Source organism: Streptomyces sp. SAS_270, from assembly GCF_052543295.1.
Map to the genome: position 1 here is coordinate 147132 of NZ_JBMNDS010000003.1, position 23197 is coordinate 170328.

Here is a 23197-nt window from a genome sequence, read left to right on the forward strand (position 1 = left end):
GTCAGCGGCGCTGGAACAGCGTCTCGTGCACGTGGTCGCCGCCGTAGATCATTGCCCAGCAATGCCGGCAGGAGATCGCGTCGTTGTCCTCGTCGAGCAGCACTTCGGCCCGCCGGGGGAGGTCTCTGACGACGTCGAAGTCGATCGGATCGACCAAAGGGCAGTATGGGCCGCCCTGGCTGGGCCGGAAGGGCTGGTCGGTGGCCGGGTGCGGCTGCAGCCGGTTTCCGGCGGTGAGGAGCGCCTTCACCAGCGGCAGCAGATGTTCGTGCTCGTAGCCCATGCCCATGACGCCTCCCCTACGTCTGCCGCGTTTCCCGCGCCGCGAACGCCTCCGCGTCCCATGTCCCGCCGAGCCGCGGAGCCAGCCAACTCGCCGCCGCCGTGCGGAAGTCGGCGGGTGGCAGGGCTCCGGCCCCCGCGGGCACCGCGCCGAGCAGCGGGGCCCTGGCCACCGCCGGGAGGTCCGCGAGGTTGCAACGGGAGGCGAGGTCGGGGGACATGGGCCAGCTGCCGATGACCACGCCCGCGAAGTCGAGCCCGCGGGCGCGGAGTTCATGGGCGGTGAGCTCGGTCGTGTTCAGCGTGCCGAGCCCCGCCGCGGCAACCACCAGCACCGGTGCGGACAGCAGCCGGGCGGCGTCGGCCAGCGTGCCGCCCTCGTCGTCGAAGCGGACGAGCAGACCGCCCGCGCCCTCGACCAGCACGAGGTCGTACGCGGTCGCCAGCTCGGCGGCCGCCTCCGCCACCTCCTTCGGCCGCACCGGCGCGAGACCGGCCCGGCGCGCGGCGGTCCCGGGCGCCAACGGCTCGGGATACCTCGCGAGTTCACGCGCCGCGACGGGGCCCGCGAGCCGGACCACCTCGTCGGCGTCGCCGCGCTCGTCCGGTCGTACACCCGTCTGGGCGGGCTTGAGCACGGCCACGGAGCGTCCGGCGGCGACCGCCGCCGCCGCGACGGCGGCGGTCGTGATCGTCTTGCCGACCTCCGTGCCCGTTCCCGTGATCACCAGTACCGACACTCCGGCTCAGCCTTCCTGCGCGGCAGCGCACACCGCGCGCGTGATCCGGGCGACGTCCGCGTCACCCGTGACGTACGGCGGCATCGTGTAGACGAGGTCGCGGAACGGCCGCAGCCAGACGCCCTCGCGCACCGCCGCCCTCGTCGCCGCCGCCATGTCGACGTCGTGGTCGAGCTGGACGACACCGATCGCGCCGAGGACGCGGACGTCCCGGACGCCCGGCAGGTCGGCCGCCGGCGCCAGCCCCTCCCGCAGCCCCGTCTCGATGCGCTTGACCTCGGTCTGCCAGTCCTGGGCGAGCAGCAGGTCGACGGAGGCGCAGGCCACGGCGGCGGCGAGCGGGTTGCCCATGAAGGTCGGCCCGTGGGCGAGCACCGGGACCTCGCCCCGCGAGATCCCGTCGGCCACCCGGGCCGTGCACAGCGTGGCCGCCATCGTCAGATAGCCGCCGGTCAGTGCCTTGCCGACGCACATCACGTCCGGCGTCACGCCCGCGTGGTCCGCCGCGAACAGCGCACCCGTGCGGCCGAACCCCGTTGCGATCTCGTCGAACACGAGCAGCACGTCGTGCGCGTCGCACGCCTCGCGCAGCACCCGCAGATAGGCGGGGGAGTGGAAGCGCATGCCGCCCGCGCCCTGCACCACGGGCTCCACGATCACCGCTGCCAGCTCGTCGGCGTGCCGCTCGATCAGCTCACGCAGATGATCGGCGTACGACTCCTCGTACGCGGCCGGCGGCGTGTCGGCGAACACCTGCCGGTGCAGCACGCCCTGCCACAGCTCGTGCATCCCGCCCTCGGGGTCGCACACCGACATCGGCTGCCAGGTGTCGCCGTGATAGCCGCCGCGCCAGGTCAGCAGCCGCTGCTTGGCGGGACGGCCGAGCGAACGCCAGTACTGCAGGCACATCTTGACGGCGACCTCGACGGAGACCGAACCGGAGTCCGCGAGGAAGACATGCTCCAGACCCTCGGGAGACATGTCGACAAGGCGTTTCGCCAGCTGTACGGCGGGCTCGTGCGTGAGCCCGCCGAACATGACATGGCTCATGCGCTCCAGCTGGCCGCGCGCCGCGTCGTTGAGCACCGGGTGGTTGTAACCGTGGATCGCCGACCACCAGGACGACATCCCGTCGACCAACTCGCCCGAGCCGTCCGCGAGCCGCAGGCGCACCCCGCTCGCCGACTCCACGACGAGCGGCTCCTGGCGTCCGGGCATCGGCCCGTAGGGGTGCCAGACGTGCCGCCGGTCGAGGTCCAGCAGCTCGGGAACGGACAGGTCAGGCATTGGGCGCGAGATCCGTTCCGGCACCCCGGCGGCGTACCGCGACGAGATCCGTACGCGCTTCGGACACGTCCGTGGGCGCCGCCGAAGCCGGAGCAGCCGCAGCCGTCACGGCAGCCGTGCCGCACACGCCGCCGCCCTCGTGCGATCCGCACCCCGCACCCTCGTGCGACCCGCAACCGGCGCCCGCATGCGACCCGCAGCCGCCGCCCGCCGCGACACGGTGCTCGGGCAGCGTGATCTCGCCCGCGCCCTCCACCTCGAACCCGGCGTCCGCGATCATGTCCAGGTCGGCCTTGCCGGCCTGGCCCTCGCTCGTGAGGTAGTCGCCGAGGAAGATCGAGTTGGCCAGGTTCAGGGCGAGCGGCTGCATCGTGCGCAGATGCACCTCGCGGCCACCCGCGATGCGCACCTCCGCGTCGGGGCAGACGAACCGCACCATCGCGAGGATCCGCAGACACCGCTGCGGGGTGAGGTTCCACTCCTTGGCGAGCGGGGTGCCCTCGAAGGGGATCAGAAAATTGACCGGAACCGAGTCGGGGTCCAGTGCACGAAGGGCGTAGACGACGTCGACGAGGTCCTCGTCGCTCTCGCCCATGCCCGCGATCAGACCCGAGCAGGCGGACAGGCCGGCCGCGTGCGCCTTCTGGACCGTGTCCACCCGGTCGGCGTACGTGTGCGTGGTCGTGATCTCCCCGTACGTCCCCTCGGACGTGTTCAGGTTGTGGTTGTAGGCGTCGGCTCCCGCCTCGCGCAGCCGCTCGGCCTGACCGTCGGAGAGCAGCCCCAGACAGGCGCAGACCTCGACGTCCTCGTTCTGGTCCTTGATCGCCTTGATGGTGTCGGAGACCCGGTCCACGTCACGGTCCGTCGGGCCGCGGCCACTGGCCACCAGACAGACCCGCTTGGCGCCGCCGGCCAGCCCGGCCGCCGCGGCCTGCGAGGCCTCGTCCGGCTTGAGCCAGGTGTACTTGAGGATGCCGGCCGTGGAACCGAGGCGCTGCGAGCAGTACGAGCAGTCCTCGGGACACAAGCCGGACTTGAGGTTGACCAGGTAATTCAGTTTCACGCGGCGGCCGAACCAGTGACGGCGCACCTTGCCGGCCGCGGCCACCACGTCGAGCACGTCGTCGTCGGACGTGGCCAGTACGGCCAGCGCCTCGTCGCGGGTCGGCAGCTCGCGCCGAAGCCCCTTGTCCACCAGCGTGTTCAGCAGGTCCATGAGGCCCGATCCTGACGTATGCGACCGGTCCGGGCCAAGGAGAGTTTGCACAACAGAGACGGTTCGACGTGTGGGTATTGCCACATCCTGGGCGGCAGAGGGGGCCGCTAGGGTCTGTGAACTGCCTACAAAACAAGACACCCGAGGCGCGGAGGACACATGGCGGGATCGCCGTTCGGCTGGATCGACGAGCAGGACTGTCTTCGCCGTCGAGCGGGCCTCGTACGGACCTTGAAGCCGCGCCCCGCCGACTCCCCGCTCCTGGACCTCGCGAGCAACGACTACCTCGGCCTCGCCCGCCATCCCGAGATCACCGGCGCGGCGGCGGACGCGGCCCGCGTCTGGGGCGGCGGCGCCACCGGCTCCCGGCTCGTCACCGGCACCACCGAACTGCACGGGGAACTCGAACGCGAGCTGGCGGACTTCTGCGGATTCGAGTCGGCGCTCGTCTTCTCCTCGGGGTATGCCGCCAACCTGGCCGCGGTCACCGCGCTCGCGCCGCACGGCTCCCTGATCGTCTCGGACGCGGGCAACCACGCCTCGCTCATCGACGGCTGCCGGCTCGCCCGCGGGACGACCCAGGTCGTCGCCCACGCCGACCCGGACGCCGTACGCAAGGCGCTCGGCACCCGCACCGGGCCGGCCGTCGTCGTGTCCGACACGGTCTTCTCGGTGGACGGCGACGCGGCCCCGCTCGGCGGCCTCGCGGACGTCTGCCGGGAGCACGGCGCCGGGCTGGTCGTCGACGACGCGCACGGGCTCGGTGTCCTCGGCGAAGGCGGTCGGGGCGCCCCGCACGCGGCGGGGCTCGCGGGCGATCCGGGCGTGGTGGTGACCGTCACGCTCTCCAAGTCGTTCGGCAGTCAGGGCGGCGCCGTCCTTGGCTCCGCACAGGTCATCGACCACCTGGTCAACGCGGCCCGCACCTTCATCTTCGACACCGGTCTCGCCCCCGCCGCGGTGGGCGCGGCTCTCGCGGCGCTGCGGCTGCTGCGCCGCGAGCCGGAGCGCGCGGCCCGGGCCCGCGCGGTGGCGACGGCTCTGCACACCCGGCTGACCGCCGAGGGCCTTGAGGCCGTACGACCGGACGCCGCGGTCGTCTCCGTGCGCGCGCCGTCCCCCGAGCGGGCCGTGCGGTGGGCGGCCGACTGCCGCGAGGCGGGTCTCGCCGTCGGCTGCTTCCGCCCCCCGTCCGTGCCCGACGGCATCTCACGCCTGCGGCTGACCGCCCGCGCGGACCTCACCGACCAGCAGATCGACCGGGCCGTGCGGGTGATCAGCGAGACGCGCTAGTGGGTGCTGTGCGGGACTTTCAAGCACCCCCTGGGCGTCAGCCCAGTGCTGCGACGAAGCCCTGCCAGGCGGCGGGGCCGAAGAGCAGCGCGGGCCCGGTGGTGTTCTTGGAGTCGCGTACGGCCACCAGCCCGGCCCAGGGGCCGGGGCCAGGACGGGCGGTTTCGACGCAGTTGTTCATTCCCGTACTGCGGCTGCTGCGCAGCCATGGCACCTCATGCAGCGAAGTGCTGGAAGGAACGGACCGAGGCAGTGCAGGCATGGTGCCTCCTTACGCGCCGTCATGTATCCCGGCGATGTAATCCAACGAGTCCTCGGGCGAAAGGGCGTGGAACTGAAGGGTCTGGAAGGCCTCGCTGTAGGCCTGGAGGTCTTCTTTCCGTTCGAGGTAGAGGCTACTCGTCAGTTGGTCAAGAACAACCACATCCAAGTCAGATGTGTTCGGAAAAGAGAAGATAACGAAAGGCCCGGTGATTCCGATGTGGGCCCCGGCGGCGAACGGCAGTACCTGAAGCCGCACTTGAGGCAGATGCGCGGCCTCGACGAGGCGGTCCAACTGCCGTGCCATGACCTCGGGACCGCCGACCTCCCTGCGCAGCACCGCCTCGTCCAGGACCGCGCTCAGCTCCAGCGGCGGATTCGAACGCAGCACGTCCTGCCGGGCGAGCCGTACCTCGACGAGCGTGTCGAGCTGGGGGTCCGCCAGCCCGTCCACCGCGGCCCGGGTGACCGCACGGGCGTACTCGGCGGTCTGGAGCAGCCCCGGCACGACAGAGGTCTCCAGCGTGCGCATGGCGCGGGCCTGCGACTCCAGGCTGATGAAGTCGCGGTACGTCGGCGGCAGGACGCCTCGGTAGGCGTGCCACCAGTGGTGCCGCCCGCCTTCTTCGGTGCCCGCCAACACCATGAGCAGATGGCGCAGTTCGGGGTCCTCGACCGCGTACGCGTCCAGGAGTAACCGAACATCGGCCGGTTTCACACCGCTGGCGCCCGTCTCGATGCGGCTCACCTTCGACTGGTGCCAGCCGACCAGACGAGCCGCCTCGCCACTCGTCAGGCCCGCGCCGGTGCGCAGGCCGCGCAGCTCCGCGCCGAGCTTGCGGCGGCGTACCGCGGGACCGTATTGCATGGCCGTACTCCTTACTCCTTCCGAGCCACCCAAATACGGTCTGCCGTCGCAGAGTTCACCGCTTCGAGCGACAGATATATGCATATCTCGGTGGATCGCACCCGTGACAGGCCCGGTAATGGCAGTCTGGCGCGAAGCACCAGTCCGGGACCGTACTCGTACCACACGCTCCGTGCGGACCCCGGTCCCGTGGGAAAGGGACAGCGTCGCCATGGCAGACCACCATGAAGCATCCATCACTCTGCCGAGCGATCCCGCTTCGGTCTCCACGGCCCGGAATTACGTCACAGGCGTGCTGGCCGAATGGGGCCTGCCGTCCGACACCGAAACCGCCGACACCGTACGGCTGATCGTTTCGGAACTCGCCACCAACGCCGTCCAGCACACCTTCGGGCAGTCGCCCACCTTCACCGTCGACCTACGGCTCGACCGCGACGAGCACCTGCGCATCGGGGTCACCGACAGCCACCCGCGCTTCCCGAAGCGGCTGCCCGCCGCCGTCCAACAGGACAACGGACGCGGGATGGTGATCATCCGTTGGCTGACCGCCGAGTGCGGCGGCCGGCTCAGCGTCCGGCCCACCCGGGAGGGCGGTAAGACCGTCGCGATCGAGCTGCCGTGGTCGGCGCCCGTGCAGCCGGTCACCGCCGTGGGCCTGCAAGAGCCCTGACACCGCGCTCAGTTGTGCTGTGCGGCCCGCCCGAACGCACCGCGCAGCAGCGCACGGAAGGCGTCGGCGACAGGCGCCGCCTCGTCGGTGCGGTGGGCGACCGAGATCGTACGGCGAAGATCGCCGGGCTCCAACTGCCGTACCCCCACCGGCGTCACCGCGGTCCTGCCCACCATCTCCGGCACCACGGCCACCCCGAGTCCCGCACTGACCAACGCACACACCAGGGCGTAACCCGGAGTCTCCACCAGTACCGACGGGGCGGCCCCGGCCCGGGCCAGCGCCGATTCCACGCCCGCGCGGGACGGATGGCCGGGCGCCATGCTGATCAGCGGCTGACCGGCGAGCCGGTCCAGGGGCAGCCGTGCGGAGCCGTCCGCGAGGGCGTGTCCCGGGGCGGTCACCAGGACCAACTCCTCGACCAGTACGGGCTCCAGGGTGACCGACGAGGGCAGCGGGGCCGGCTCGGCGGGCTCGTAGGTGTGCGTCAGCGCGAGGTCGACGTCGCCCGCCGCGACCGCCGAAACACCGTTCGGGGGCTCGTAGTCCGCCACCGACAGCTCCACGTCCGGGTGCGCACGGCGAAACGCGCTGAGCACCGGCGGCAGCAGATGTATGCCCGCCGTCTGGAAGGTGCCGAGCCGCAGTGTGCCGCCCGCCAGGCCCGTGAGCCGCGCCAGTTCGTGCCGGGCCTGCGCCAGCTCGTCCAGAACCCGGCGTGCCCGTACCACCAGCAGCTCGCCCGCGTCCGTCAGCCGTGCCCCGCGGTGCGAGCGCACCAGGAGCGTCGCGCCCGCCTCCCGCTCCAGCTTCGCCAGCTGCTGGGAGAGCGCCGGCGGGGTGTACCCGAGCCGTTCGGCGGCCCGGGTGATCGACCCCGCCTCGGCGACCGCCACCAGCGCTGCCAGCCGCGTCGGGTCGTACACGCCACCCTCCTGGGCCTAAAGAATCGCTTAAGGAAAACCCAGGATATTCGACATACCTGCTGAAGGCCCGGCGCGGGCAGGCTGGTGCGCATGGACGGACAGCTCATCGCCTTCACCGCAGTGGCCGCGGGCATGGTCGCCATGCCGGGCGCGGACTTCACCGTCGTCGTACGCAACGCCCTGGTCTCGCGCCGGGCGGGGGTCGCGTGTGCGCTCGGGGTCGCGGGCGGGCTGCTGCTGCACACGGCCCTCGCGGTGGCCGGGGTCGCGGCGGTCCTCACGGCGGTGCCCGCGCTGTTCCGCACGCTCCAACTGCTCGGTGGCGCCTACGTGCTGTACCTCGGCGTACGGACCCTGGGGGCGCTGCGGCGGCCGCTCGCGGCGCCGGGCGACGAGGCGGGGTCCGGCGCGCGCCCGCTGCGACAGGGCTTCGTCACCAACGCGCTCAACCCGAAGGCGCCCATCACCTTCCTGAGCCTGCTGCCGCAGTTCGTTCCGGCGGGCAGTCCCGCGCTGCTGCGGACCCTGCTGCTGGCGCTGATCGTGGTCGTCCTCGCCCTGGTCTGGTTCCCGGCGGTCGCGCTGCTCGTGGACCGGCTCGGCCGGTGGCTGCGGCGGCCGAGGGCCGCGCGGGCCGTGGAGGCCGTCACCGGGAGCGCGCTGACGGTTCTCGGTGTGGTGCTTCTCGCTGAGGGTCTTCGTTCCTGAGGCTGCGTTGCACCAGGAAGGGGAGCAGGCGCCACAGTGCCAGGCAGACGCCCAGGGTGGCGGCCCCCGCCGCGATAGCTGCGCCGCGACTGAGGGTCACGTCCACGACCAGCAGTACCGACCCGGTGAACGCCAGCATCAGCACGCTCAGACCGGCTGTGGCCAGCTGGGAGGAGACCCGCACGATCCGGGGCTTGGCGTTCTGCTGGAACAGCGAACGGTGCAGTGCGGCGGGCGCCGTGAACAGGGCCGCGGCCAGCACCGCGAGCAGCAGCGTGGTGACGTACGTGGCGCGCTGGAAGGAGTCCAGCGACGGGAAGCGCTGGGTGAAGGCCAGGGTCAGCAGGAACGCGAAGAGGATCTGCACCCCGGTCTGGGTGACGCGCAGCTCCTGGAGCAGCTCGCCGAAGTTCCGGTCGGCGCGCTCCAGAGGTGTTTCGTTGCGTTCGCTGTGGTGCGGTAGGTCGGCCATGAACGAACGAGTATCCGTTCCGGACCGGGTCACGCCCCGGCGGGGTGACGGCGTCCTTGCCGTCACCCCGCCGGGCAGGTCAGCTGACCCGGCCGTACCAGACGCTCCTCGTCCAGATCTTCTCGAGCCTCACGACGGTTCCCGTCTTCGGGGAGTGCCAGATCTTTCCCTTCCCGGCGTAGATGCCGACGTGGTACACGTTCCGGCCCGAGTGGAAGAACACCAGGTCCCCGGCCTTGCGGCCGGACGCGGAGACATGGTGGGTCTTGTTGTACTGCCCCGCGGCCGTACGAGGCAGGTTCTTGCCCGCCTTCTTGTACGAGTAGAGCGTGAGCCCGGAGCAGTCGAAGCGGCGTGGCCCCGTGGCGCCCCACTGGTACGGGGAGCCCTTCTTGGAGGCCGCTACCTGGAGTGCCCTCGTAGCCGTCGTCGCGGCCGCTGCGTCGGAGGCGATGCCTGGGACCACGATGCTGCCGCCCACGGCGGCGATGGTGAGAGCCGAGGCCGTACCGGCCCGGGTCAGCAGCGACGGAACACGATTGAGCGCAGTCATGCGCAACCCTTCGTCAGCCGCCTGTGAAGGATGACCTGTCGGATTCGGGCTGGCGAAGTTGCCCGGCCGCGTACTGCGGCTTCACCCCAAGGACCGCCCGGATCTCTCCGGCGGCCCGTCTAGCTGGGTCCTCCACTCCTGCCGATGCACATCTGTCGACCGGTCATCCGGGCGGCGGCAGGACTCGGCGTCCGCCCGGACCGCCCCGCCGCTGTGGCGGGGGCTTGTCGTCGGAAGGGATCTTGACGCACGCATGGCGAAAAATCCGAGTGGAATCAGCGATTTGTGGCGTTACTCACCACTCACCCGTTCGGGTGGACACCCCCTTGTTCGAAGGGGTGTCGAGGGGGTCGACGAGGCTCGTACCAGCACCGGAACGCTTCATTCCGCCCCCGATGCACGCGCGTTGCGCAACTCTTCCGGGCCTTCGGAGCGACGGGTGTCTACGCCGTTCGGGGGTACACCATCTGGTCCGTTTGAACCGCGCCCCGGACGCGTCGCCGCCCCGGTGCGAGCGGTGGCCCGGTGCGGATGCGTCAACTGTCCGCCCCCGGCGGCAGGGTGACGCGGGCCGCCCGCCGCTCCCCGTCGAGGACTCGCAACGCTTGCGCCAGCGTCGGGGCGTGCACCTCGCTCTCGCCGCGTTGGTGCATCAGCGTGAGTGCGTCGCGCAACGCCGTCGCCTTGCCGACGAGGGCCTGGGCGGCGCGCAGTCCGCGATAGGTGTCCCCGGGCCGGGCCGGGTTGATACGGCCGAGCAGGTCGACCACATCGAGGTAACGGTCGATCAACTCGGCCTCCGCGCGCGTGAGCGCGGGCAGCGGTGGCAGCTCGGGCGGAAGCATCAGCGGGTCACCTCGCGCCCGGCGCGGTGCGCGCGGCTTTGCGGCTCGGGATGATCGCGTCCACCAGCCCGTACGCGAGCGCCGCCGGCGCGTCCAGGATCTTGTCGCGCTCGATGTCGGCGGCGACCTGCTCCGCGCTCTGCCCGGTGTGCCGTACGAGCATCTCCTCCAGCTTGCGCCGGGTGCGCATCAACTCCTCGGCCTGGATGGCCAGATCGCTCGCCTGTCCCTGGACCGGCTCGGGGAACGAGGGCTGATGGATCATTACGCGGGCACCCGGCAGCGCGAACCGCTTGCCCGGGGTGCCGCCCGCCAGCAGAACAGCGGCGGCCGAGGCGGCCTGCCCCAGACAGATGGTCTCCACCTCGCAGGTGACGAACTGCATCGTGTCGTAGACGGCCGTCATCGCACTGAACGAGCCGCCCGGGGAGTTGATGTACAGACAGATGTCCTGGTCCGGGGCCAGATATTCGAGGTGCATGAACTGTGCCATCACGTCGTTCGCCGACGTGTCGTCAATAGGCGTCCCCAGGAACACGATCCGCTCGTCGAGCAGCTTCGAGTACGGATCCAGGGTCCGGTGCCCCGCACTCGTGCGCTCCGTGAATTCGGGCAGGACGTAGCGGGCGGACGGTTCGTTCATGGCTGGCGCCTCCTCTGAGCGACTCTCCTGTAAAAAATGTACAGGACGTACAGAAGTCGTCGAGGGGTATCGGCCGACAGCGAAATTCCCCGCGGAGCGAGGTGCTTCGCGGGGATCGCGCGTGCGGTGGGCCGGCTGCGAGTCGGCGGTGGGTCGGCTGCGGGGAGATCTTCCGCCCCTGGGGGTCCGCGGAACCCGGTCTAAGCTGGTGGCCATGGCCTACGAGATTCCGGTGACGCAAGCCAGGGCTGAGCTCGCCGATCTGATCAACCGGGTGGTGTACGGCGACGAGCGCGTCGTCGTGACGCGGCACGGGAAGCCGCTCGTCGCCCTGGTCTCCGCCGCCGACCTGGAGCGTCTCGAAGAGCTCGACGCCGCCGAGGAGCAGGTGGTCACCTCGGTCTCCGCGGTCCGCGAGGTGGGATCCGCGCCGAGGGAACGCCAGCGGTTCGGCATCGCCGCGGAGCACCGGGGGCACACGGCGTCGTAACGCCCGCACCGGGCAGGGCGGTTCGGCGCGGCCACGACGGTGGGGTCCCCGCCCGCGGGGTCAGCTCGCGAAGGACGGCCGGTGCTCCACGGCCGGCTCCGGGCTTGTACGGCGTGCCTTGAGGGCGCTGCCGAGGAGCACCGCGCCGAGGCCGAGCGCCGCCCACCAGGCCAGGGTGAGCGCCGGGCCGGTGGCGGCGGCTCCGTCGAAGAACGACACCGAGCGCAGCAGGGTCGTACCGGCGCCCGGCGGCAGCCACTGGCCGATCGTGCCGACCGGCTCGGGCAGCATCTGCGGGGCCGAGGCCGCCCCGGAGAACGAGTTGCCGAACAGCGTGATCAGCATCGCGCCGAGTCCGATGCCAGAGTTGCCGATGAGCGCCGCCAGCCCGGCCACCGCGGCGCTCACCGCCAACGTCGAGAGGCCGAGGACGGCGGCCTCCGCCCACCAGTTCCCGGTGAGGACCCCCAGCCAGCTGCCGGCGAGCGCGGCCGCGACCGTGCCGATCAGCGCGGCGGCGCCGACCAGTGCGGCCACGGCGCGCACGCCGCGCAGCCCGAGCAGCGTCACGACGGCTCCCGCGGCGACGCCGGCCAGTGCCAGCGGCAGCACGCTCGCGGTCAGCGCCGCGCCGCGCGGGTCGTCGGCGGAAGCGGCCACGACGTCGACGGTCGTCACCTCGGTGCCGGCCGGTGCCTGCCCGGCCACCGCCTGCTGCAGCAACTGGGCGACGAGCGGGCTCGCGGCGGACGCGGTCAGCAGCTTCGGCCCGTGCGCGGTGGCGACGACGGCGCCGTATACGGTCCGGCCCTCGATGGCGCTTCGGGCGGCGGCCTCGTCCGCGTAGCGGTGGATCTCGAACGCGCCCTCGCGAGCGGTGAGTTGCTTCTCCAGCTGTGCGGTCGCGACAGCGGGGCCGGCCACCCCGAGCGGCAGATCGCGGGGCGCGGTGCGGGCGGCGGGCCAGGCGAAGGACCAGAGCGCGAGCGCCGCCAGGACCGGGATCAGGACTATCACGGCGATCATGCGGCGGCCGTGCGGCGGCCGGGACCCTGGCTGCCGCTGTGCGGGCGCTGCGCTCCTGGCGGACTCGGTGGTGGCGGACATGGCTTCCCCCTAGGGCGAGGCGGAGAGTCGCTCGGGGCGCCGGCAGTGGTCCGCCGAGGGCTCTCTCTAAAAAGAAGGATCGTTCGTTTTTGATTCGCCCTCACCATGCTCCGGCTCCGCTGTCTTGTCAAGAAGGAATGTTCGTTTTACGTTGTCCACCATGGCCCGCGTATCCCAGGAACACCTCGATGCCCGCCGCCGTCAGATCCTCGACGGCGCCTCGCTCTGCTTCGCCCGCAACGGGTTCCACGCCACGTCGATGCAGGACGTGCTGAAGGAGGTCGATCTCTCCGCGGGCGCCGTCTACCGCTACTTCAGCGGCAAGGAGGAGCTGATCGGCGCGATCGTCTCCGAGGTGCTGGAGACGGTGGGCGACACCTACGAGCGTGCGGCTCAGGAGACTCCGCCGCCGCTGCCGGACGTGCTGATCCCGAGGACGCTGGCGCGGCTGAAGGAAGTGAAGTCCGGGGTGCTCGACAGCGGCGAGTGGGTGTTCCCCCGGCTGATGATCCAGGTATGGGCCGAGACCCTGCGCAACGACGAGCTGGCCGTGGTGATGCGTACCGGCTTCGACAAGGTGTGCGCGGCGTGGGCGAAGGTGGTCGAGAGCTACAAGGCCGCGGGGCTGATGCCCGAGGACGCCGACGCCGATGCCATGGCCCGCACGATGATCGCGCTCGCCCAGGGGTTCGCGGCGCAGCTCGCCGTCTTCGGCGCCGTACCCGCCGATGTCCTCCAGAACGGTCTACGGGCGTTGATGAGCATGCGGACTCCGGACCCGGCGGCCTGAATGGATCACCGCATGGATCACGGCTTGGTTAACTTGCTTGAAACTCGGCCCAACTAGCCTGCCTCCTCCACGCCACCAGGCACTTTGCCCTGTGGCAGCGGCAACCGGACCCCGCACGGTCCGGAGCGAGGACTGTGAGGTGGGACGCCGTGCAACTGACCCCGCACGAGCAGGAGAGGCTGCTGATCCATGTGGCAGCCGACGTGGCCGAGAAGCGCCGGGCCCGCGGGCTCAGGCTGAACCACCCCGAGGCGATCGCGCTCATCACGTCGCACATCCTCGAAGGAGCACGTGACGGCCGTACGGTCGCGGAGCTGATGTCCTCCGGACGCAAGCTCCTGACCAGGGACGACGTCATGGAGGGCATTCCCGAGATGATCCACGACGTCCAGGTGGAGGCGACCTTCCCGGACGGCACCAAGCTCGTCACCGTCCACGACCCGATCGTCTGACGGGGGAGCGAGCAGCATGATTCCAGGAGAGATCCTCTTCGCCGACGGACCCGTCGCCTTCAACGAGGGCCGTGCGGTCACCCGGCTGACCGTCCTCAACGCCGCCGACCGGCCCGTCCAGGTCGGCTCCCACTACCACTTCGCCGAGGCGAACCCCGGTCTGGAGTTCGACCGCGCTGCCGCGCGCGGCCTGCGGCTCAACGTCGCCGCCGGCACCGCCGTGCGCTTCGAGCCCGGGATTCCCGTCGACGTAGAACTCGTTCCGCTCGCCGGCGCCCGTGTGGTGCCCGGACTGCGCGGTGAGACCGGAGGTGCCCTCGATGCCTGAGATCTCGCGTGCCGCGTACGCCGATCTGTTCGGCCCCACCACCGGCGACCGCATCAGGCTCGCCGACACCGACCTGCTCGTCGAGATCGAGGAGGATCGCTGCGGCGGGCCCGGACTCGCCGGTGACGAGGCCGTGTTCGGCGGCGGCAAGGTCATCCGTGAATCCATGGGCCAGGCGCGCGCTACGCGCGCAGACGGCACCCCCGACACGGTCATCACGGGCGCGGTGATCATCGATCACTGGGGGATCGTCAAGGCCGACGTTGGCATCCGCGACGGCCGGATCACCGGCATCGGCAAGGCGGGCAACCCGGACACCATGGACGGCGTGCACCCCGACCTGGTCATCGGACCCGAGACCGAGATCATCGCGGGCAACGGGCGGATCCTGACCGCAGGGGCCATCGACGCCCATGTGCACCTCATCTGTCCGCAGATCGCCGACGAGGCTCTCGCGTCCGGCATCACGACACTGGTCGGCGGCGGCACCGGGCCGGCCGAGGGCTCCAAGGCGACCACCGTCACCCCGGGTCCCTGGCACCTGGCCCGGATGCTGGAGGCGATGGAGGAGTACCCGCTCAACTTCGGGCTGCTCGGCAAGGGCAACACCGTCTCGCACGACGCGATGCTCTCGCAGATCCGTGGCGGCGCGCTCGGTCTCAAGCTGCACGAGGACTGGGGCTCCACGCCCGCCGTCATCGACGCCGCGCTCACCGTCGCCGACCGCACCGGCATCCAGGTCGCCATCCACACCGACACGCTGAACGAGGCCGGGTTCGTGGGCGACACGCTCGCCGCGATCGGCGGACGCGGCATCCACGCGTACCACACCGAGGGTGCGGGCGGCGGGCACGCGCCCGACATCATGACCGTGGTCTCCGAACCGCACGTGCTGCCCAGCTCCACCAACCCGACCCGGCCCTACACCGTCAACACCGCCGAGGAACACCTCGACATGCTGATGGTCTGCCACCACCTCAACCCCGCCGTCCCGGAGGACCTCGCCTTCGCGGAGTCGCGGATCCGGCCCTCGACGATAGGGGCCGAGGACATCCTCCACGACCTGGGCGCGATCTCGATCATCTCGTCCGACGCCCAGGCCATGGGGCGGGTCGGCGAGGTCATCATGCGGACCTGGCAGACGGCCCATGTCATGAAGCGGCGCAGGGGAGCGCTCCCGGGGGACGGTCGCGCCGACAACCATCGTGTACGTCGCTATGTCGCCAAATACACGATCAACCCGGCGGTCGCGCAGGGTCTCGCCCGCGAGGTCGGCTCCGTCGAGACCGGCAAGCTCGCCGACCTCGTGCTGTGGGCGCCCGCGTTCTTCGGCGTCAAGCCGCACCTGGTCATCAAGGGCGGACAGATCGCGTACGCGCAGATGGGCGACGCCAACGCGTCCATCCCCACACCGCAGCCGGTCCTGCCCCGGCCGATGTACGGGGCGATCGGGCGGGCACCGGCGTCCAACTCGTTCAACTTCGTGGCCCCGCTCGCCATCGAGGACGGACTGCCGGAGCGGCTCAGGTTGGGGAAGCGGTTCGTGCCGATCGACTCGACGCGCGGTGTGACCAAGGCCGACATGCGCGAGAACGACGCCCGGCCGCGGGTGCAGGTCGATCCCGACAGCTTCGCCGTGCACATCGACGGGGAGCTGGTCGAGGCCACGCCCGCCGCCGAACTGCCCATGGCCCAGCGTTACTTCCTCTTCTGATGTCCCGCGCAGCACTTCTCGTCCTGGCGGACGGCCGCTTTCCCGCCGGAGGGCACGCGCACTCCGGCGGGGCCGAGGTCGCCGTCAAGGCCGGGCGGATCACCGGGGCCGCGAGCCTGGAGGACTTCTGCCGGGGCCGGCTGCACACGGCGGGGCTGGTCTCGGCCGCCCTCGCCGCGGCGGCCGCGCTCGGGGCCGATCCTGTTGAGCTGGACACGGCGGCGGACGCCCGTACGCCGTCGGCCGCGCTGCGTGTCGCCGCGCGCAGGCTCGGGCGGCAGTTGATGCGGGCCGCCCGGGCGACCTGGCCGTCCGCCGAACTCGACGCGCTGGCGGGAGAGTTCCCCAAGGGGGCGCATCAGCCCGTGGTGCTCGGGGTGACCGCGCGGGCCGCCGGGCTCGGGCCCGAGGACGCCGCGTACTGCTCCGCGTACGAGAGTCTCAGTGGGCCCGCGAGCGCTGCGGTGCGGTTGCTGAGTCTTGATCCCTTCGATGCGACGGGGGTGCTTGCGCGGCTTGCTCCCGAGCTGGATCTTGTCGCCGGGCAGGCGGCCGATGCGGCGCGGCGGGTGCTCGACGACGGGGTCGATGCGCTGCCCGCGGCTTCCGCTCCGTTGCTGGAGATCGGTGCGGAGGCGCATGCCGCTTGGTCTGTGCGGTTGTTCGCGTCGTAGGAAGTCTGTTTTCGCCCCCTCCGCCCCTTCCCGTCCCGTCTTTCTGGGGGCTTCGCCCCCTTGCCCCCTATCGGCCTGGACGGCCTCGTCCTCAAACGCCGGACGGGCTACAGCTACTGGAGCCGCCCTCATGCATCTTGACCACTCTCACTCCCACGACGGGCCCTCCGCCCTCAGCGCCGACGCTCATCGGCCCGACGGGACCCGGCGCGCGCTGCGTATCGGGCTCGGGGGGCCCGTCGGGTCCGGTAAGACCGCGACCGTCGCCGCGCTGTGCCGGGCCCTGCGCGACGAGCTCTCCCTGGCCGTCGTCACCAATGATATCTACACGCGCGAGGACGCGGAGTTCCTGCTGCGGGAGGCCGTGCTGCCGCCCGAGCGGATCACCGCCGTGGAGACCGGGGCCTGTCCGCACACGGCGATCCGGGACGACATCTCCGCCAACCTCGAGGCGGTCGAGGACCTGGAGGACGAGGTCGGGCCGCTGGACCTGATCCTCGTCGAGTCCGGGGGCGACAACCTCACCGCGACCTTCTCCAGGGGGCTGGTAGACGCGCAGATCTTCGTGATCGACGTGGCCGGCGGGGACGACATCCCGCGCAAGGGCGGACCCGGCGTCACCACCGCCGATCTGCTCGTGGTCAACAAGACGGACCTCGCGCCGTACGTCGGGTCCGACCTCGCGCGGATGGCGGCCGACGCGAAGACCCAGCGGGCCGAACTGCCCGTCGTCTTCCAGTCGTTGCGCGTCGAGGCGGGCGTCGCAGAGGTCGCGGGCTGGGTGCGGGAACGGCTCGCCGCGTGGATCGCATGACGGCAGGGGTACACGCCACCGCGCGGATCGAGGCACGCGACGACGGACGGGGCGGCACCGCGCTGCCGGTCCTGGAGGGGAACGGGCCCCTCGCCCTGCGGCGGGTGCGGGCGAGCGGCCGCGAGGCGCGCGTCATGCTGGTGGGGGCCATGAGCGGCCCGCTCGGCGGCGACCGCTTCGCCGTCGAGGCGGAGGCGGGACCCGGTGCCCGGCTGCACCTCGGTTCGGCGGCGGCCACGATCGCCCTGCCCGGGCAGGCCAAGGGCGAGGCGCACTACGACGTACGCCTGAAGGTCGCGGCCGGAGCCGAACTGCACTGGCTGCCCGAGCAGTTGATCTCCGCGGGCGGCAGTGAACTGTGCGTGTCCTCGCACATCGAGCTGGCGCCGGGCGCCCGGCTGGTCTTCCGGGAGGAGCAGGTCCTCGGGCGGGCGGGGGAGGAACCCGGGCGGCTCACGAGCCGTCTCACCGTGCGCCTCGACGGGCGGCCGCTGCTGGACCAGGAGCTGTCGTGCGGGCCCGGCGCCCCCGGCGGCTGGGACGGTCGCGCCGTCCTCGCGGGACATCGCGCTCTCGGGCAACTCGTCGTCGTACGCCCGGAGTTCGCGCAGGAGGCCCCGAGCGCGCGGATGCTGGGGGAGTACGCCGCGCTCACGCCGCTGGCCGGGCCCGCCGTACTGGTGAGCGCGCTCGCCCCCGACGCACGGCTGCTGCGCCGGGTGCTCGACGAGGCGGTCGCGATACTCGGTTGAAACGGACGGTTCCGCTCATCGGGACACTCCTCTCCGGTTATCGGATTGGTAAAGAAGCCCGATAGCGTCTGTTCTCAGAGAACGCACAGCCGCAAGGATCCCCGTACCAATCGCAACGATGTACGGGGAGGTCCCACTTGAGGGGTTTGAGACCGACGAGGCGAGTGACAGCGCTCGGCTCGGCCGGAGCGCTCGTCACGGCCACACTGATAGCCGGAGCCCTCGCAGCGCCGTCGGCCACCGCCGACTCGCGCAACAGCCACAACCGCGAGGCCCGGGGAGCGGCCATCGCCGCCGAACGGGCGGCCAAGGCCGGGATCGACTGGGCGGACTGCCCCGCGGACTGGGGCTTCGAGAAGCCCATCCAGTGCGGCTGGGTCAGCGTCCCGCTCGACTACGCCCACCCCTACGGCAAGCAGATCAAGCTGGCTGTCGACCGCATCGGGAACACGGGCACCAAGAAGGAGCGCCAGGGCGCCCTTGTCTACAACCCGGGCGGCCCCGGCGCCTCCGGCATGCGCTTCCCGCGCCGCGTCACGACCAAGGCGCCGGTCTGGGTGAACACCGCCAAGGTGTACGACTTCGTGGGCTTCGACCCGCGCGGTGTCGGCCACTCGGCGCCCATCTCCTGCATCGACCCGCAGGAGTTCGTGAAGGCCCCGAAGGCCGACCCGGTCCCGGACAGCGAGGCCGACAAGCTCGCCCAGCGCAAGCTGGCCGCCGAGTACGCGGACGGCTGCGCCGAGCGCAGTGGCGCCATGCTGCCGCAGATGACCACGCCGAACACCGCGCGCGACCTGGACGTCATCCGGGCCGCCCTCGGCGAGAAGAAGCTCAACTACCTCGGCGTCTCCTACGGCACCTACCTGGGCGCCGTCTACGGCACGCTCTTCCCCAAGCACGTGCGGCGCATGGTCGTCGACAGTGTGGTCGACCCGTCGCGCGAGAACATCTGGTACCAGGCCAACCTGGAACAGGACATCGCCTTCGAGGGCCGCTGGAAGGACTGGGAGGACTGGGTCGCCAAGAACGACGCGGCCTTCCACCTCGGCGACACCCGCGCCAAGGTCCAGGACCAGTGGCTCAAGCTGCGCGCCACCGCGAAGAAGAGCCCGCTCGGCGGGATCGTCGGCCCGGCCGAGCTGATCTCCTTCTTCCAGAGCGCCCCGTACTACGACTCCTCGTGGGTACCGACCGCGCAGGTGTTCAGCAAGTACGTCGCCGGTGACACCCAGGCGCTGATCGACGCGGCTTCTCCCGACCTGTCGGACACCGCGGGCAACATCGCCTCGGAGAACGGCAACGCCGTCTACACGGCCGTCGAGTGCGCCGACGCCAAGTGGCCCACGAGCTGGAAGCGTTGGGACCGCGACAACACGCGGCTCCACAAGGACTACCCGTTCATGACCTGGGCCAACGCATGGATGAACCTGCCGTGCGCCACCTGGTCGGCCAAGCAGCAGACCCCGGTCGACGTGAAGACCGGCAAGGGCCTGCCGCCCGTGCTGATCGTGCAGTCCACGCGTGACGCGGCCACCCCGTACCCGGGCGCCGTCGAACTGCACAAGCGTTTCAAGGGCTCCCGCCTGATCACCGAGAAGGATGCGGGCTCGCACGGCGTGACCGGCCTGGTCAACCCGTGCATCAACTCGCGGGTGGACGGCTACCTGCTCACCGGCAAGACGGACGCCGCCGACGTGACGTGCACCCCGCACGCGACGCCGACTCCGTAGCCGTAGGCGCATGAAAGGAGGGGCGGCCGGAACCACGGCCGCCCCTCACTCGCGTCCTGGGATCAACTCAGCGGTATCCGCGGGAACTTGCGGCCGGACGCCGCTTTCTCCTCGGCTTCCTCGGCCTTCACGACGGCCGCGTACCGGTCGACGTACTCCTGCTCGGAGAGCGTCAGGATGGCGTACATGATCTCGTCGGTGACGGCCCGCAGGATGGCCTTCTCGTGCTCCATCCCGGCGTAGCGGGAGAAGTCCATCGGCTTGCCGAAGCGGATGACCACGCGCCGGAAGTTCGGGATGACCTGGCCCGGCGGCTGCGCCTCGAACGTGCCGATCATCGCGCAGGGGATCACCGGCACCTGAGCCCTGAGCGCCATGACCGCGACGCCGACCTTGCCCTTGTAGAGGCGCCCGTCGTGCGACCGCGTCCCCTCCGGGTAGATGCCGAGCAGTTCGTCCTTGCGCAGCACGCCGAGACCCTCACGGATCGCGGCCTGACCCGCCTCCTTGCCGGAGCGGTCCACCGGGATCTGCCCGGCGCTGCGGAAGAACATGGCGGTCAGCCGGCCTCTGATGCCGGGGCCGGTGAAGTACTCCGCCTTCGCCAGGAAGGTGATGCGCCGCTTGAGAACGGCGGGCATCAGGAAATGGTCGGAGAACGACAGATGGTTGCCGGCCACGATCGCCGGGCCCGACGACGGTATGTGCTCAAGGCCCTCGATCCGAGGCCGGAAGACCAGCCTCAACAGTGGACCCAGAAGCACGTATTTGAGCACGTAATAAAACACGCCGACGCTCCTTCACTCCCCCAGGGAGCGATCAGTGTAGGCGCGGCCGTCGCCGGGCGTAACCATTCCGGTGTGACGCTCTGTGGTCTCTTGGCCGGTATCAGACCCCTTGCGTCAGAACCTTCTCCAGTGCCCCAAGAGCTGACTGGAGTTCCTCGCCCGTGATCGTCAGCGGAGGGGCCAGCCGGATCGTCGAACCGTGGGTGTCCTTGACCAGAATTCCCTCCCGCATGAGGCCTTCGCTGATCTCGCGCCCGGTGCCGATGGCGGGGTCGATGTCGACGCCCGCCCACAGGCCGCGCGAACGGAATCCGACGACGCCCCTGCCGACGAGCGACTTCAGTCCGCCCCGCAGAACCACGCCCAACTCGGCGGCCCTGCGCTGGAATTCACCGGTCTCCAGCAGCTCCACGACGGCCGAGCCGACCGCCGCGGCCAGCGGGTTGCCGCCGAACGTCGACCCGTGCTCGCCGGGCCGCAGCACTCCGAGCACCTCGCGGCGCGCGACCACCGCGGAGACCGGGACGATGCCGCCGCCGAGCGCCTTGCCGAGGAGCACCATGTCGGGGACGACCCCCTCGTGCTCGACGGCGAGGGTGTTGCCCGTACGGCCCAGGCCCGACTGGATCTCGTCCGCGATGAACAGACAGCCGGCGCGCCGGGTCAGTTCGCGGACGCCGGTCAGGTAGCCGTCGTCCGGGATGACGACGCCCGCCTCGCCCTGGATGGGCTCGATCAGCACCGCCGCCGTCGTCTCGTCGACGGCCGCCTCCAGCGCGGCGAGGTCGTTGTACGGGACGATCCGGAAGCCCGGGGTGAACGGGCCGAAGCCGGCCCGGGCGGTCTCGTCGGTGGAGAAGCTGACGATGGTGGTCGTGCGGCCGTGGAAGTTGTCGGCGGCCACCACGATGGTCGCCCGGTCGGGTGCGACGCCCTTGACCTCGTACGCCCACTTGCGGGCCACCTTGACCGCGGACTCCACCGCCTCGGCGCCGGTGTTCATCGGCAGCACCATCTCCTGGCCCGTCAACGCGGCCAGGGACTCGGCGAACTGGGCGAGGCGGTCGTTGTGGAAGGCGCGCGACGTCAGCGTCAGCCGGTCGAGCTGGCGGTGCGCGGCCTCGATCAACGCGGGGTTGCGGTGACCGAAGTTGAGGGCCGAGTAGCCCGCCAGCATGTCGAGGTAGCGGCGGCCCTCGACGTCCTCCACCCAGCTGCCCTCGGCGCTTGCGACGACCACCGGCAGCGGGTGGTAGTTGTGCGCGAGGACCGGCTCCTCGGCGCTGATCAGGTCGGCGGACGTACGCGTACGGGCGGGAGCGGTCATGAACGGATCTCCTGAGTGCAGCACTTGATGCCTCCGCCGGCCTTGTGGAACTCCGACAGGTCGACGGGGACGGGGACGTAACCGTGGTGGTCGAGCTGATCGGCGAGCGCCTCGGCCCGCGGGGAGATGAAGACGTGGCGGCCGTCGGAGACGGAGTTGAGGCCGAACGTCAGTGCGTCCTCGCGGGTGGCGAGCACCGCGGCGGGAAAGAGCCGGGCGAGGACTTCGCGGCTGCCGGGGGAGAACGCCTCCGGGTAGTACGCGATGTTCGCTCCGGGCCCGTCGTCGAGGACGAACAGGGCGGTGTCCAGGTGGTAGAAGCGCGGGTCCACCAGCCGGAGGGTGATCACCGGGACGCCGAAGAACTCCTGCACCTCGCGGTGCGCCTCGGGCGTCGTACGAAATCCGGTGCCCGCCAGGAGGTAGCGGCCGGCGGGGATCAGGTCGCCCTCGCCCTCGCACACCGACTCGGGGCGGTACACGTCGTAACCGGCCGACTTGAACCAGGTCTCGTACACGGCGGATTCGGGCCGCCGTTGGGGCGCGTGGAAGAAGGAGCCGAAGACGCGGCCCGCCAGGACAAGTGCGGAGTTCGCCGCGAACACCATGTCCGGGAGGTCGGGGACCGGCTCCACGGCGTCGACGGTGTGGCCATGGGCGCGATAGGCGCCGATCAGGGCCTGCCACTGGTCGTGGGCCAGATCGACGTCGACCGTCGTGTCGGGATGCATCCAGGGATTGATCGCGTACTGCACGGCGAAGTGTCTGGGTTCGCAGACAAGGAAGCGCCGGGGGCGCGGCACACGGCTGTCGGGCACAGAGAGGTTCCTCCGCTTCCTGCGGTGTCGACGGGGGGTGCCTCCAAGGTAGGAAACGGGAGATACCGGCGACAAGTGAAGAAAGCTGCGCGCATACGCAGTATTGCTGCGTGGCCTGTCGTGTCAGCGCACGTTTCCTGCGTCGTCCGGGGCCGGCCGGGTCGCGCCCGCCTCCGGAGCCTCCGGCAGCAGATGGGACAGCACCATGTAGCTGATCGTCTTCCGGATGAACGGCTCGGTACGGATCCGTTCGAGCACCTCCTCGAAATGCCCCACATCCGTGGCGCGCACATGGAGCAGCGCGTCCGCACCGCCGGTCACGGTCATCGCCGCGGTGATCTCCGGATGGTTGCGGACCACCTCCGCGAGCCGCCGGGGCGGGGCCGCGCCCTCGCAGTACACCTCCACGTACGCCTCGGTGCGCCAGCCGAGCGCCGCGGGCTTCACGGTGGCCGTGAACCCGGTGATCACGCCGGTCTCGCGCAGCCGGTCCACCCGGCGCTTGACCGCGGTCGCCGACAGGCCGATCGCCGCGCCGATCTCGGAGAAGCTCGTCCTGGCATTGGCCATCAGGGCCGTGATGATCTTGCGGTCGAGCTCGTCGAACATCGCGGGCTTGCTGCTCATGGCGGCACTGTATCCA

Annotated in this window: 28 protein-coding genes and 1 riboswitch; of the genes, 12 read left to right on the plus strand and 16 right to left on the minus strand. The window is 70.9% G+C overall.

Going from position 1 to position 23197, the window contains the following annotated elements; all coding sequences use genetic code 11:
- Position 1: 1 nt before the first annotated feature.
- From ACN6LB_RS03380 to bioB, 4 genes are read right to left on the minus strand one after another with little or no spacing between them, the layout of a single operon-like run.
- Positions 2–289, minus strand: coding sequence for a hypothetical protein (locus tag ACN6LB_RS03380; RefSeq protein WP_445024480.1), 288 nt, complete (start codon positions 287–289; stop codon positions 2–4).
- A gap of 10 nt (positions 290–299) precedes the next feature.
- Complete coding sequence (gene bioD / locus ACN6LB_RS03385; protein WP_445024481.1) at positions 300–1022, minus strand: dethiobiotin synthase; 723 nt, start codon at positions 1020–1022, stop codon at positions 300–302.
- Between the two features lie 6 nt (positions 1023–1028).
- Complete coding sequence (locus ACN6LB_RS03390) at positions 1029–2309, minus strand: adenosylmethionine--8-amino-7-oxononanoate transaminase (RefSeq protein WP_445024482.1); 1281 nt, start codon at positions 2307–2309, stop codon at positions 1029–1031.
- Entirely contained in the window at positions 2302–3528 is a 1227-nt protein-coding gene (gene bioB / locus ACN6LB_RS03395) for a biotin synthase BioB (protein ID WP_445024483.1), read from the minus strand. The genes ACN6LB_RS03390 and bioB overlap by 8 nt, the downstream gene beginning before the upstream one ends.
- 159 nt (positions 3529–3687) lie before the next feature.
- Here bioB and ACN6LB_RS03400 point away from each other — a divergent pair, with 159 nt between their 5' ends.
- On the plus strand, positions 3688–4821 hold the full coding sequence (locus tag ACN6LB_RS03400; protein ID WP_445024484.1) for an 8-amino-7-oxononanoate synthase: 1134 nt from the start codon (positions 3688–3690) through the stop codon (positions 4819–4821).
- A 37-nt stretch (positions 4822–4858) separates the two neighbouring features.
- Here the strand turns inward: ACN6LB_RS03400 and ACN6LB_RS03405 are convergent, their stop codons facing one another.
- Positions 4859–5083, minus strand: a complete 225-nt coding sequence (locus ACN6LB_RS03405) for a DUF397 domain-containing protein (RefSeq protein WP_356136336.1) — start codon at positions 5081–5083, stop codon at positions 4859–4861.
- A 9-nt stretch (positions 5084–5092) separates the two neighbouring features.
- On the minus strand, positions 5093–5950 hold the full coding sequence (locus tag ACN6LB_RS03410) for a helix-turn-helix domain-containing protein (RefSeq protein ID WP_445024485.1): 858 nt from the start codon (positions 5948–5950) through the stop codon (positions 5093–5095).
- Between the two features lie 211 nt (positions 5951–6161).
- Here ACN6LB_RS03410 and ACN6LB_RS03415 point away from each other — a divergent pair, with 211 nt between their 5' ends.
- Positions 6162–6620 (plus strand): ATP-binding protein, encoded by a 459-nt coding sequence (locus tag ACN6LB_RS03415; protein ID WP_356136341.1) that lies wholly within the window; start codon positions 6162–6164, stop codon positions 6618–6620.
- Between the two features lie 8 nt (positions 6621–6628).
- Here ACN6LB_RS03415 and ACN6LB_RS03420 read toward each other — a convergent pair whose 3' ends face one another.
- Entirely contained in the window at positions 6629–7546 is a 918-nt protein-coding gene (locus tag ACN6LB_RS03420; RefSeq protein WP_356136343.1) for a LysR family transcriptional regulator, read from the minus strand.
- Between the two features lie 90 nt (positions 7547–7636).
- Here ACN6LB_RS03420 and ACN6LB_RS03425 point away from each other — a divergent pair, with 90 nt between their 5' ends.
- Entirely contained in the window at positions 7637–8254 is a 618-nt protein-coding gene (locus ACN6LB_RS03425) for a LysE family translocator (protein WP_445024486.1), read from the plus strand.
- Here the strand turns inward: ACN6LB_RS03425 and ACN6LB_RS03430 are convergent.
- The 4 genes from ACN6LB_RS03430 to ACN6LB_RS03445 all read right to left on the minus strand — a co-directional run bounded on the left by ACN6LB_RS03430 (position 8193) and on the right by ACN6LB_RS03445 (position 10767).
- On the minus strand, positions 8193–8726 hold the full coding sequence (locus ACN6LB_RS03430) for a DUF6328 family protein (RefSeq protein WP_445024487.1): 534 nt from the start codon (positions 8724–8726) through the stop codon (positions 8193–8195). The two genes, ACN6LB_RS03425 and ACN6LB_RS03430, sit on opposite strands and share 62 nt — an antisense overlap.
- Positions 8727–8805: 79 nt before the next feature.
- Positions 8806–9279 (minus strand): C40 family peptidase, encoded by a 474-nt coding sequence (locus ACN6LB_RS03435; protein ID WP_356136349.1) that lies wholly within the window; start codon positions 9277–9279, stop codon positions 8806–8808.
- A gap of 3 nt (positions 9280–9282) precedes the next feature.
- Positions 9283–9447, minus strand: a riboswitch (cyclic di-AMP (ydaO/yuaA leader).
- A 368-nt stretch (positions 9448–9815) separates the two neighbouring features.
- Positions 9816–10124, minus strand: a complete 309-nt coding sequence (locus tag ACN6LB_RS03440) for a hypothetical protein (RefSeq protein WP_356136351.1) — start codon at positions 10122–10124, stop codon at positions 9816–9818.
- A gap of 7 nt (positions 10125–10131) precedes the next feature.
- Entirely contained in the window at positions 10132–10767 is a 636-nt protein-coding gene (locus tag ACN6LB_RS03445; RefSeq protein ID WP_445024488.1) for an ATP-dependent Clp protease proteolytic subunit, read from the minus strand.
- A 214-nt stretch (positions 10768–10981) separates the two neighbouring features.
- Here ACN6LB_RS03445 and ACN6LB_RS03450 point away from each other — a divergent pair, with 214 nt between their 5' ends.
- Positions 10982–11257 carry a type II toxin-antitoxin system Phd/YefM family antitoxin gene (locus ACN6LB_RS03450; RefSeq protein ID WP_356136355.1) on the plus strand — a complete coding sequence of 92 codons (276 nt, stop codon included), beginning with the start codon at positions 10982–10984 and terminating at the stop codon, positions 11255–11257.
- 60 nt (positions 11258–11317) lie between these two features.
- Here ACN6LB_RS03450 and ACN6LB_RS03455 read toward each other — a convergent pair whose 3' ends face one another.
- Complete coding sequence (locus ACN6LB_RS03455) at positions 11318–12283, minus strand: ABC transporter permease (RefSeq protein ID WP_445024564.1); 966 nt, start codon at positions 12281–12283, stop codon at positions 11318–11320.
- Between the two features lie 241 nt (positions 12284–12524).
- Here ACN6LB_RS03455 and ACN6LB_RS03460 point away from each other — a divergent pair, with 241 nt between their 5' ends.
- The 8 genes from ACN6LB_RS03460 (at position 12525) to ACN6LB_RS03495 (ending at position 19621) form a co-directional block, all read left to right on the plus strand.
- Positions 12525–13154 (plus strand): TetR/AcrR family transcriptional regulator, encoded by a 630-nt coding sequence (locus ACN6LB_RS03460; RefSeq protein WP_445024489.1) that lies wholly within the window; start codon positions 12525–12527, stop codon positions 13152–13154.
- A gap of 149 nt (positions 13155–13303) precedes the next feature.
- A complete protein-coding gene (locus ACN6LB_RS03465; protein ID WP_356136359.1) occupies positions 13304–13606 on the plus strand; it encodes an urease subunit gamma in 303 nt (100 codons plus the stop codon).
- Between the two features lie 16 nt (positions 13607–13622).
- Entirely contained in the window at positions 13623–13934 is a 312-nt protein-coding gene (locus ACN6LB_RS03470; RefSeq protein WP_356136361.1) for an urease subunit beta, read from the plus strand.
- Positions 13927–15648: an urease subunit alpha gene (locus ACN6LB_RS03475; RefSeq protein WP_356136363.1), complete on the plus strand. Its 1722-nt coding sequence runs from the start codon at positions 13927–13929 to the stop codon at positions 15646–15648. Before ACN6LB_RS03470 ends, ACN6LB_RS03475 begins: the two co-directional genes overlap by 8 nt.
- On the plus strand, positions 15648–16322 hold the full coding sequence (locus tag ACN6LB_RS03480; RefSeq protein ID WP_445024490.1) for an urease accessory protein UreF: 675 nt from the start codon (positions 15648–15650) through the stop codon (positions 16320–16322). The genes ACN6LB_RS03475 and ACN6LB_RS03480 overlap by 1 nt, the downstream gene beginning before the upstream one ends.
- A 130-nt stretch (positions 16323–16452) precedes the next feature.
- The gene (gene ureG / locus ACN6LB_RS03485; RefSeq protein WP_445024491.1) at positions 16453–17136 is read left to right on the plus strand and encodes an urease accessory protein UreG; all 684 of its coding nucleotides are present in this window, start codon (positions 16453–16455) and stop codon (positions 17134–17136) included.
- Positions 17133–17888, plus strand: a complete 756-nt coding sequence (locus ACN6LB_RS03490; RefSeq protein ID WP_445024492.1) for an urease accessory protein UreD — start codon at positions 17133–17135, stop codon at positions 17886–17888. Before ureG ends, ACN6LB_RS03490 begins: the two co-directional genes overlap by 4 nt.
- Before the next feature lie 137 nt (positions 17889–18025).
- Entirely contained in the window at positions 18026–19621 is a 1596-nt protein-coding gene (locus ACN6LB_RS03495; RefSeq protein ID WP_445024493.1) for an alpha/beta hydrolase, read from the plus strand.
- A 62-nt stretch (positions 19622–19683) separates the two neighbouring features.
- Here the strand turns inward: ACN6LB_RS03495 and ACN6LB_RS03500 are convergent, their stop codons facing one another.
- The 4 genes from ACN6LB_RS03500 to ACN6LB_RS03515 all read right to left on the minus strand — a co-directional run bounded on the left by ACN6LB_RS03500 (position 19684) and on the right by ACN6LB_RS03515 (position 23181).
- A complete protein-coding gene (locus tag ACN6LB_RS03500) occupies positions 19684–20409 on the minus strand; it encodes a lysophospholipid acyltransferase family protein (protein WP_445024494.1) in 726 nt (241 codons plus the stop codon).
- 100 nt (positions 20410–20509) lie between these two features.
- Entirely contained in the window at positions 20510–21736 is a 1227-nt protein-coding gene (rocD, locus tag ACN6LB_RS03505) for an ornithine--oxo-acid transaminase (protein WP_445024495.1), read from the minus strand.
- Positions 21733–22554 (minus strand): dimethylargininase, encoded by an 822-nt coding sequence (ddaH, locus tag ACN6LB_RS03510; RefSeq protein WP_356136377.1) that lies wholly within the window; start codon positions 22552–22554, stop codon positions 21733–21735. The genes rocD and ddaH overlap by 4 nt, the downstream gene beginning before the upstream one ends.
- A 123-nt stretch (positions 22555–22677) precedes the next feature.
- Complete coding sequence (locus ACN6LB_RS03515) at positions 22678–23181, minus strand: Lrp/AsnC family transcriptional regulator (RefSeq protein ID WP_445024496.1); 504 nt, start codon at positions 23179–23181, stop codon at positions 22678–22680.
- Positions 23182–23197 lie beyond the last annotated feature (16 nt).

Excerpts from the sequence above, each read along its gene's own strand:
- ACN6LB_RS03380 (WP_445024480.1), bottom strand. The coding sequence starts at position 289 with ATGGGCATGGGCTACGAGCACGAACATCTGCTGCCGCTGGTGAAGGCG.
- ACN6LB_RS03390 (WP_445024482.1), bottom strand. The coding sequence starts at position 2,309 with ATGCCTGACCTGTCCGTTCCCGAGCTGCTGGACCTCGACCGGCGGCAC.
- bioB (WP_445024483.1), bottom strand. The coding sequence starts at position 3,528 with ATGGACCTGCTGAACACGCTGGTGGACAAGGGGCTTCGGCGCGAGCTG.
- ACN6LB_RS03400 (WP_445024484.1), top strand. The coding sequence starts at position 3,688 with ATGGCGGGATCGCCGTTCGGCTGGATCGACGAGCAGGACTGTCTTCGC.
- ACN6LB_RS03405 (WP_356136336.1), bottom strand. The coding sequence starts at position 5,083 with ATGCCTGCACTGCCTCGGTCCGTTCCTTCCAGCACTTCGCTGCATGAG.
- ACN6LB_RS03410 (WP_445024485.1), bottom strand. The coding sequence starts at position 5,950 with ATGCAATACGGTCCCGCGGTACGCCGCCGCAAGCTCGGCGCGGAGCTG.
- ACN6LB_RS03415 (WP_356136341.1), top strand. The coding sequence starts at position 6,162 with ATGGCAGACCACCATGAAGCATCCATCACTCTGCCGAGCGATCCCGCT.
- ACN6LB_RS03425 (WP_445024486.1), top strand. The coding sequence starts at position 7,637 with ATGGACGGACAGCTCATCGCCTTCACCGCAGTGGCCGCGGGCATGGTC.
- ACN6LB_RS03430 (WP_445024487.1), bottom strand. The coding sequence starts at position 8,726 with ATGGCCGACCTACCGCACCACAGCGAACGCAACGAAACACCTCTGGAG.
- ACN6LB_RS03435 (WP_356136349.1), bottom strand. The coding sequence starts at position 9,279 with ATGACTGCGCTCAATCGTGTTCCGTCGCTGCTGACCCGGGCCGGTACG.
- ACN6LB_RS03440 (WP_356136351.1), bottom strand. The coding sequence starts at position 10,124 with ATGCTTCCGCCCGAGCTGCCACCGCTGCCCGCGCTCACGCGCGCGGAG.
- ACN6LB_RS03445 (WP_445024488.1), bottom strand. The coding sequence starts at position 10,767 with ATGAACGAACCGTCCGCCCGCTACGTCCTGCCCGAATTCACGGAGCGC.
- ACN6LB_RS03450 (WP_356136355.1), top strand. The coding sequence starts at position 10,982 with ATGGCCTACGAGATTCCGGTGACGCAAGCCAGGGCTGAGCTCGCCGAT.
- ACN6LB_RS03455 (WP_445024564.1), bottom strand. The coding sequence starts at position 12,283 with ATGATCGCCGTGATAGTCCTGATCCCGGTCCTGGCGGCGCTCGCGCTC.
- ACN6LB_RS03460 (WP_445024489.1), top strand. The coding sequence starts at position 12,525 with ATGGCCCGCGTATCCCAGGAACACCTCGATGCCCGCCGCCGTCAGATC.
- ACN6LB_RS03470 (WP_356136361.1), top strand. The coding sequence starts at position 13,623 with ATGATTCCAGGAGAGATCCTCTTCGCCGACGGACCCGTCGCCTTCAAC.
- ACN6LB_RS03475 (WP_356136363.1), top strand. The coding sequence starts at position 13,927 with ATGCCTGAGATCTCGCGTGCCGCGTACGCCGATCTGTTCGGCCCCACC.
- ACN6LB_RS03480 (WP_445024490.1), top strand. The coding sequence starts at position 15,648 with ATGTCCCGCGCAGCACTTCTCGTCCTGGCGGACGGCCGCTTTCCCGCC.
- ureG (WP_445024491.1), top strand. The coding sequence starts at position 16,453 with ATGCATCTTGACCACTCTCACTCCCACGACGGGCCCTCCGCCCTCAGC.
- ACN6LB_RS03490 (WP_445024492.1), top strand. The coding sequence starts at position 17,133 with ATGACGGCAGGGGTACACGCCACCGCGCGGATCGAGGCACGCGACGAC.
- rocD (WP_445024495.1), bottom strand. The coding sequence starts at position 21,736 with ATGACCGCTCCCGCCCGTACGCGTACGTCCGCCGACCTGATCAGCGCC.
- ACN6LB_RS03515 (WP_445024496.1), bottom strand. The coding sequence starts at position 23,181 with ATGAGCAGCAAGCCCGCGATGTTCGACGAGCTCGACCGCAAGATCATC.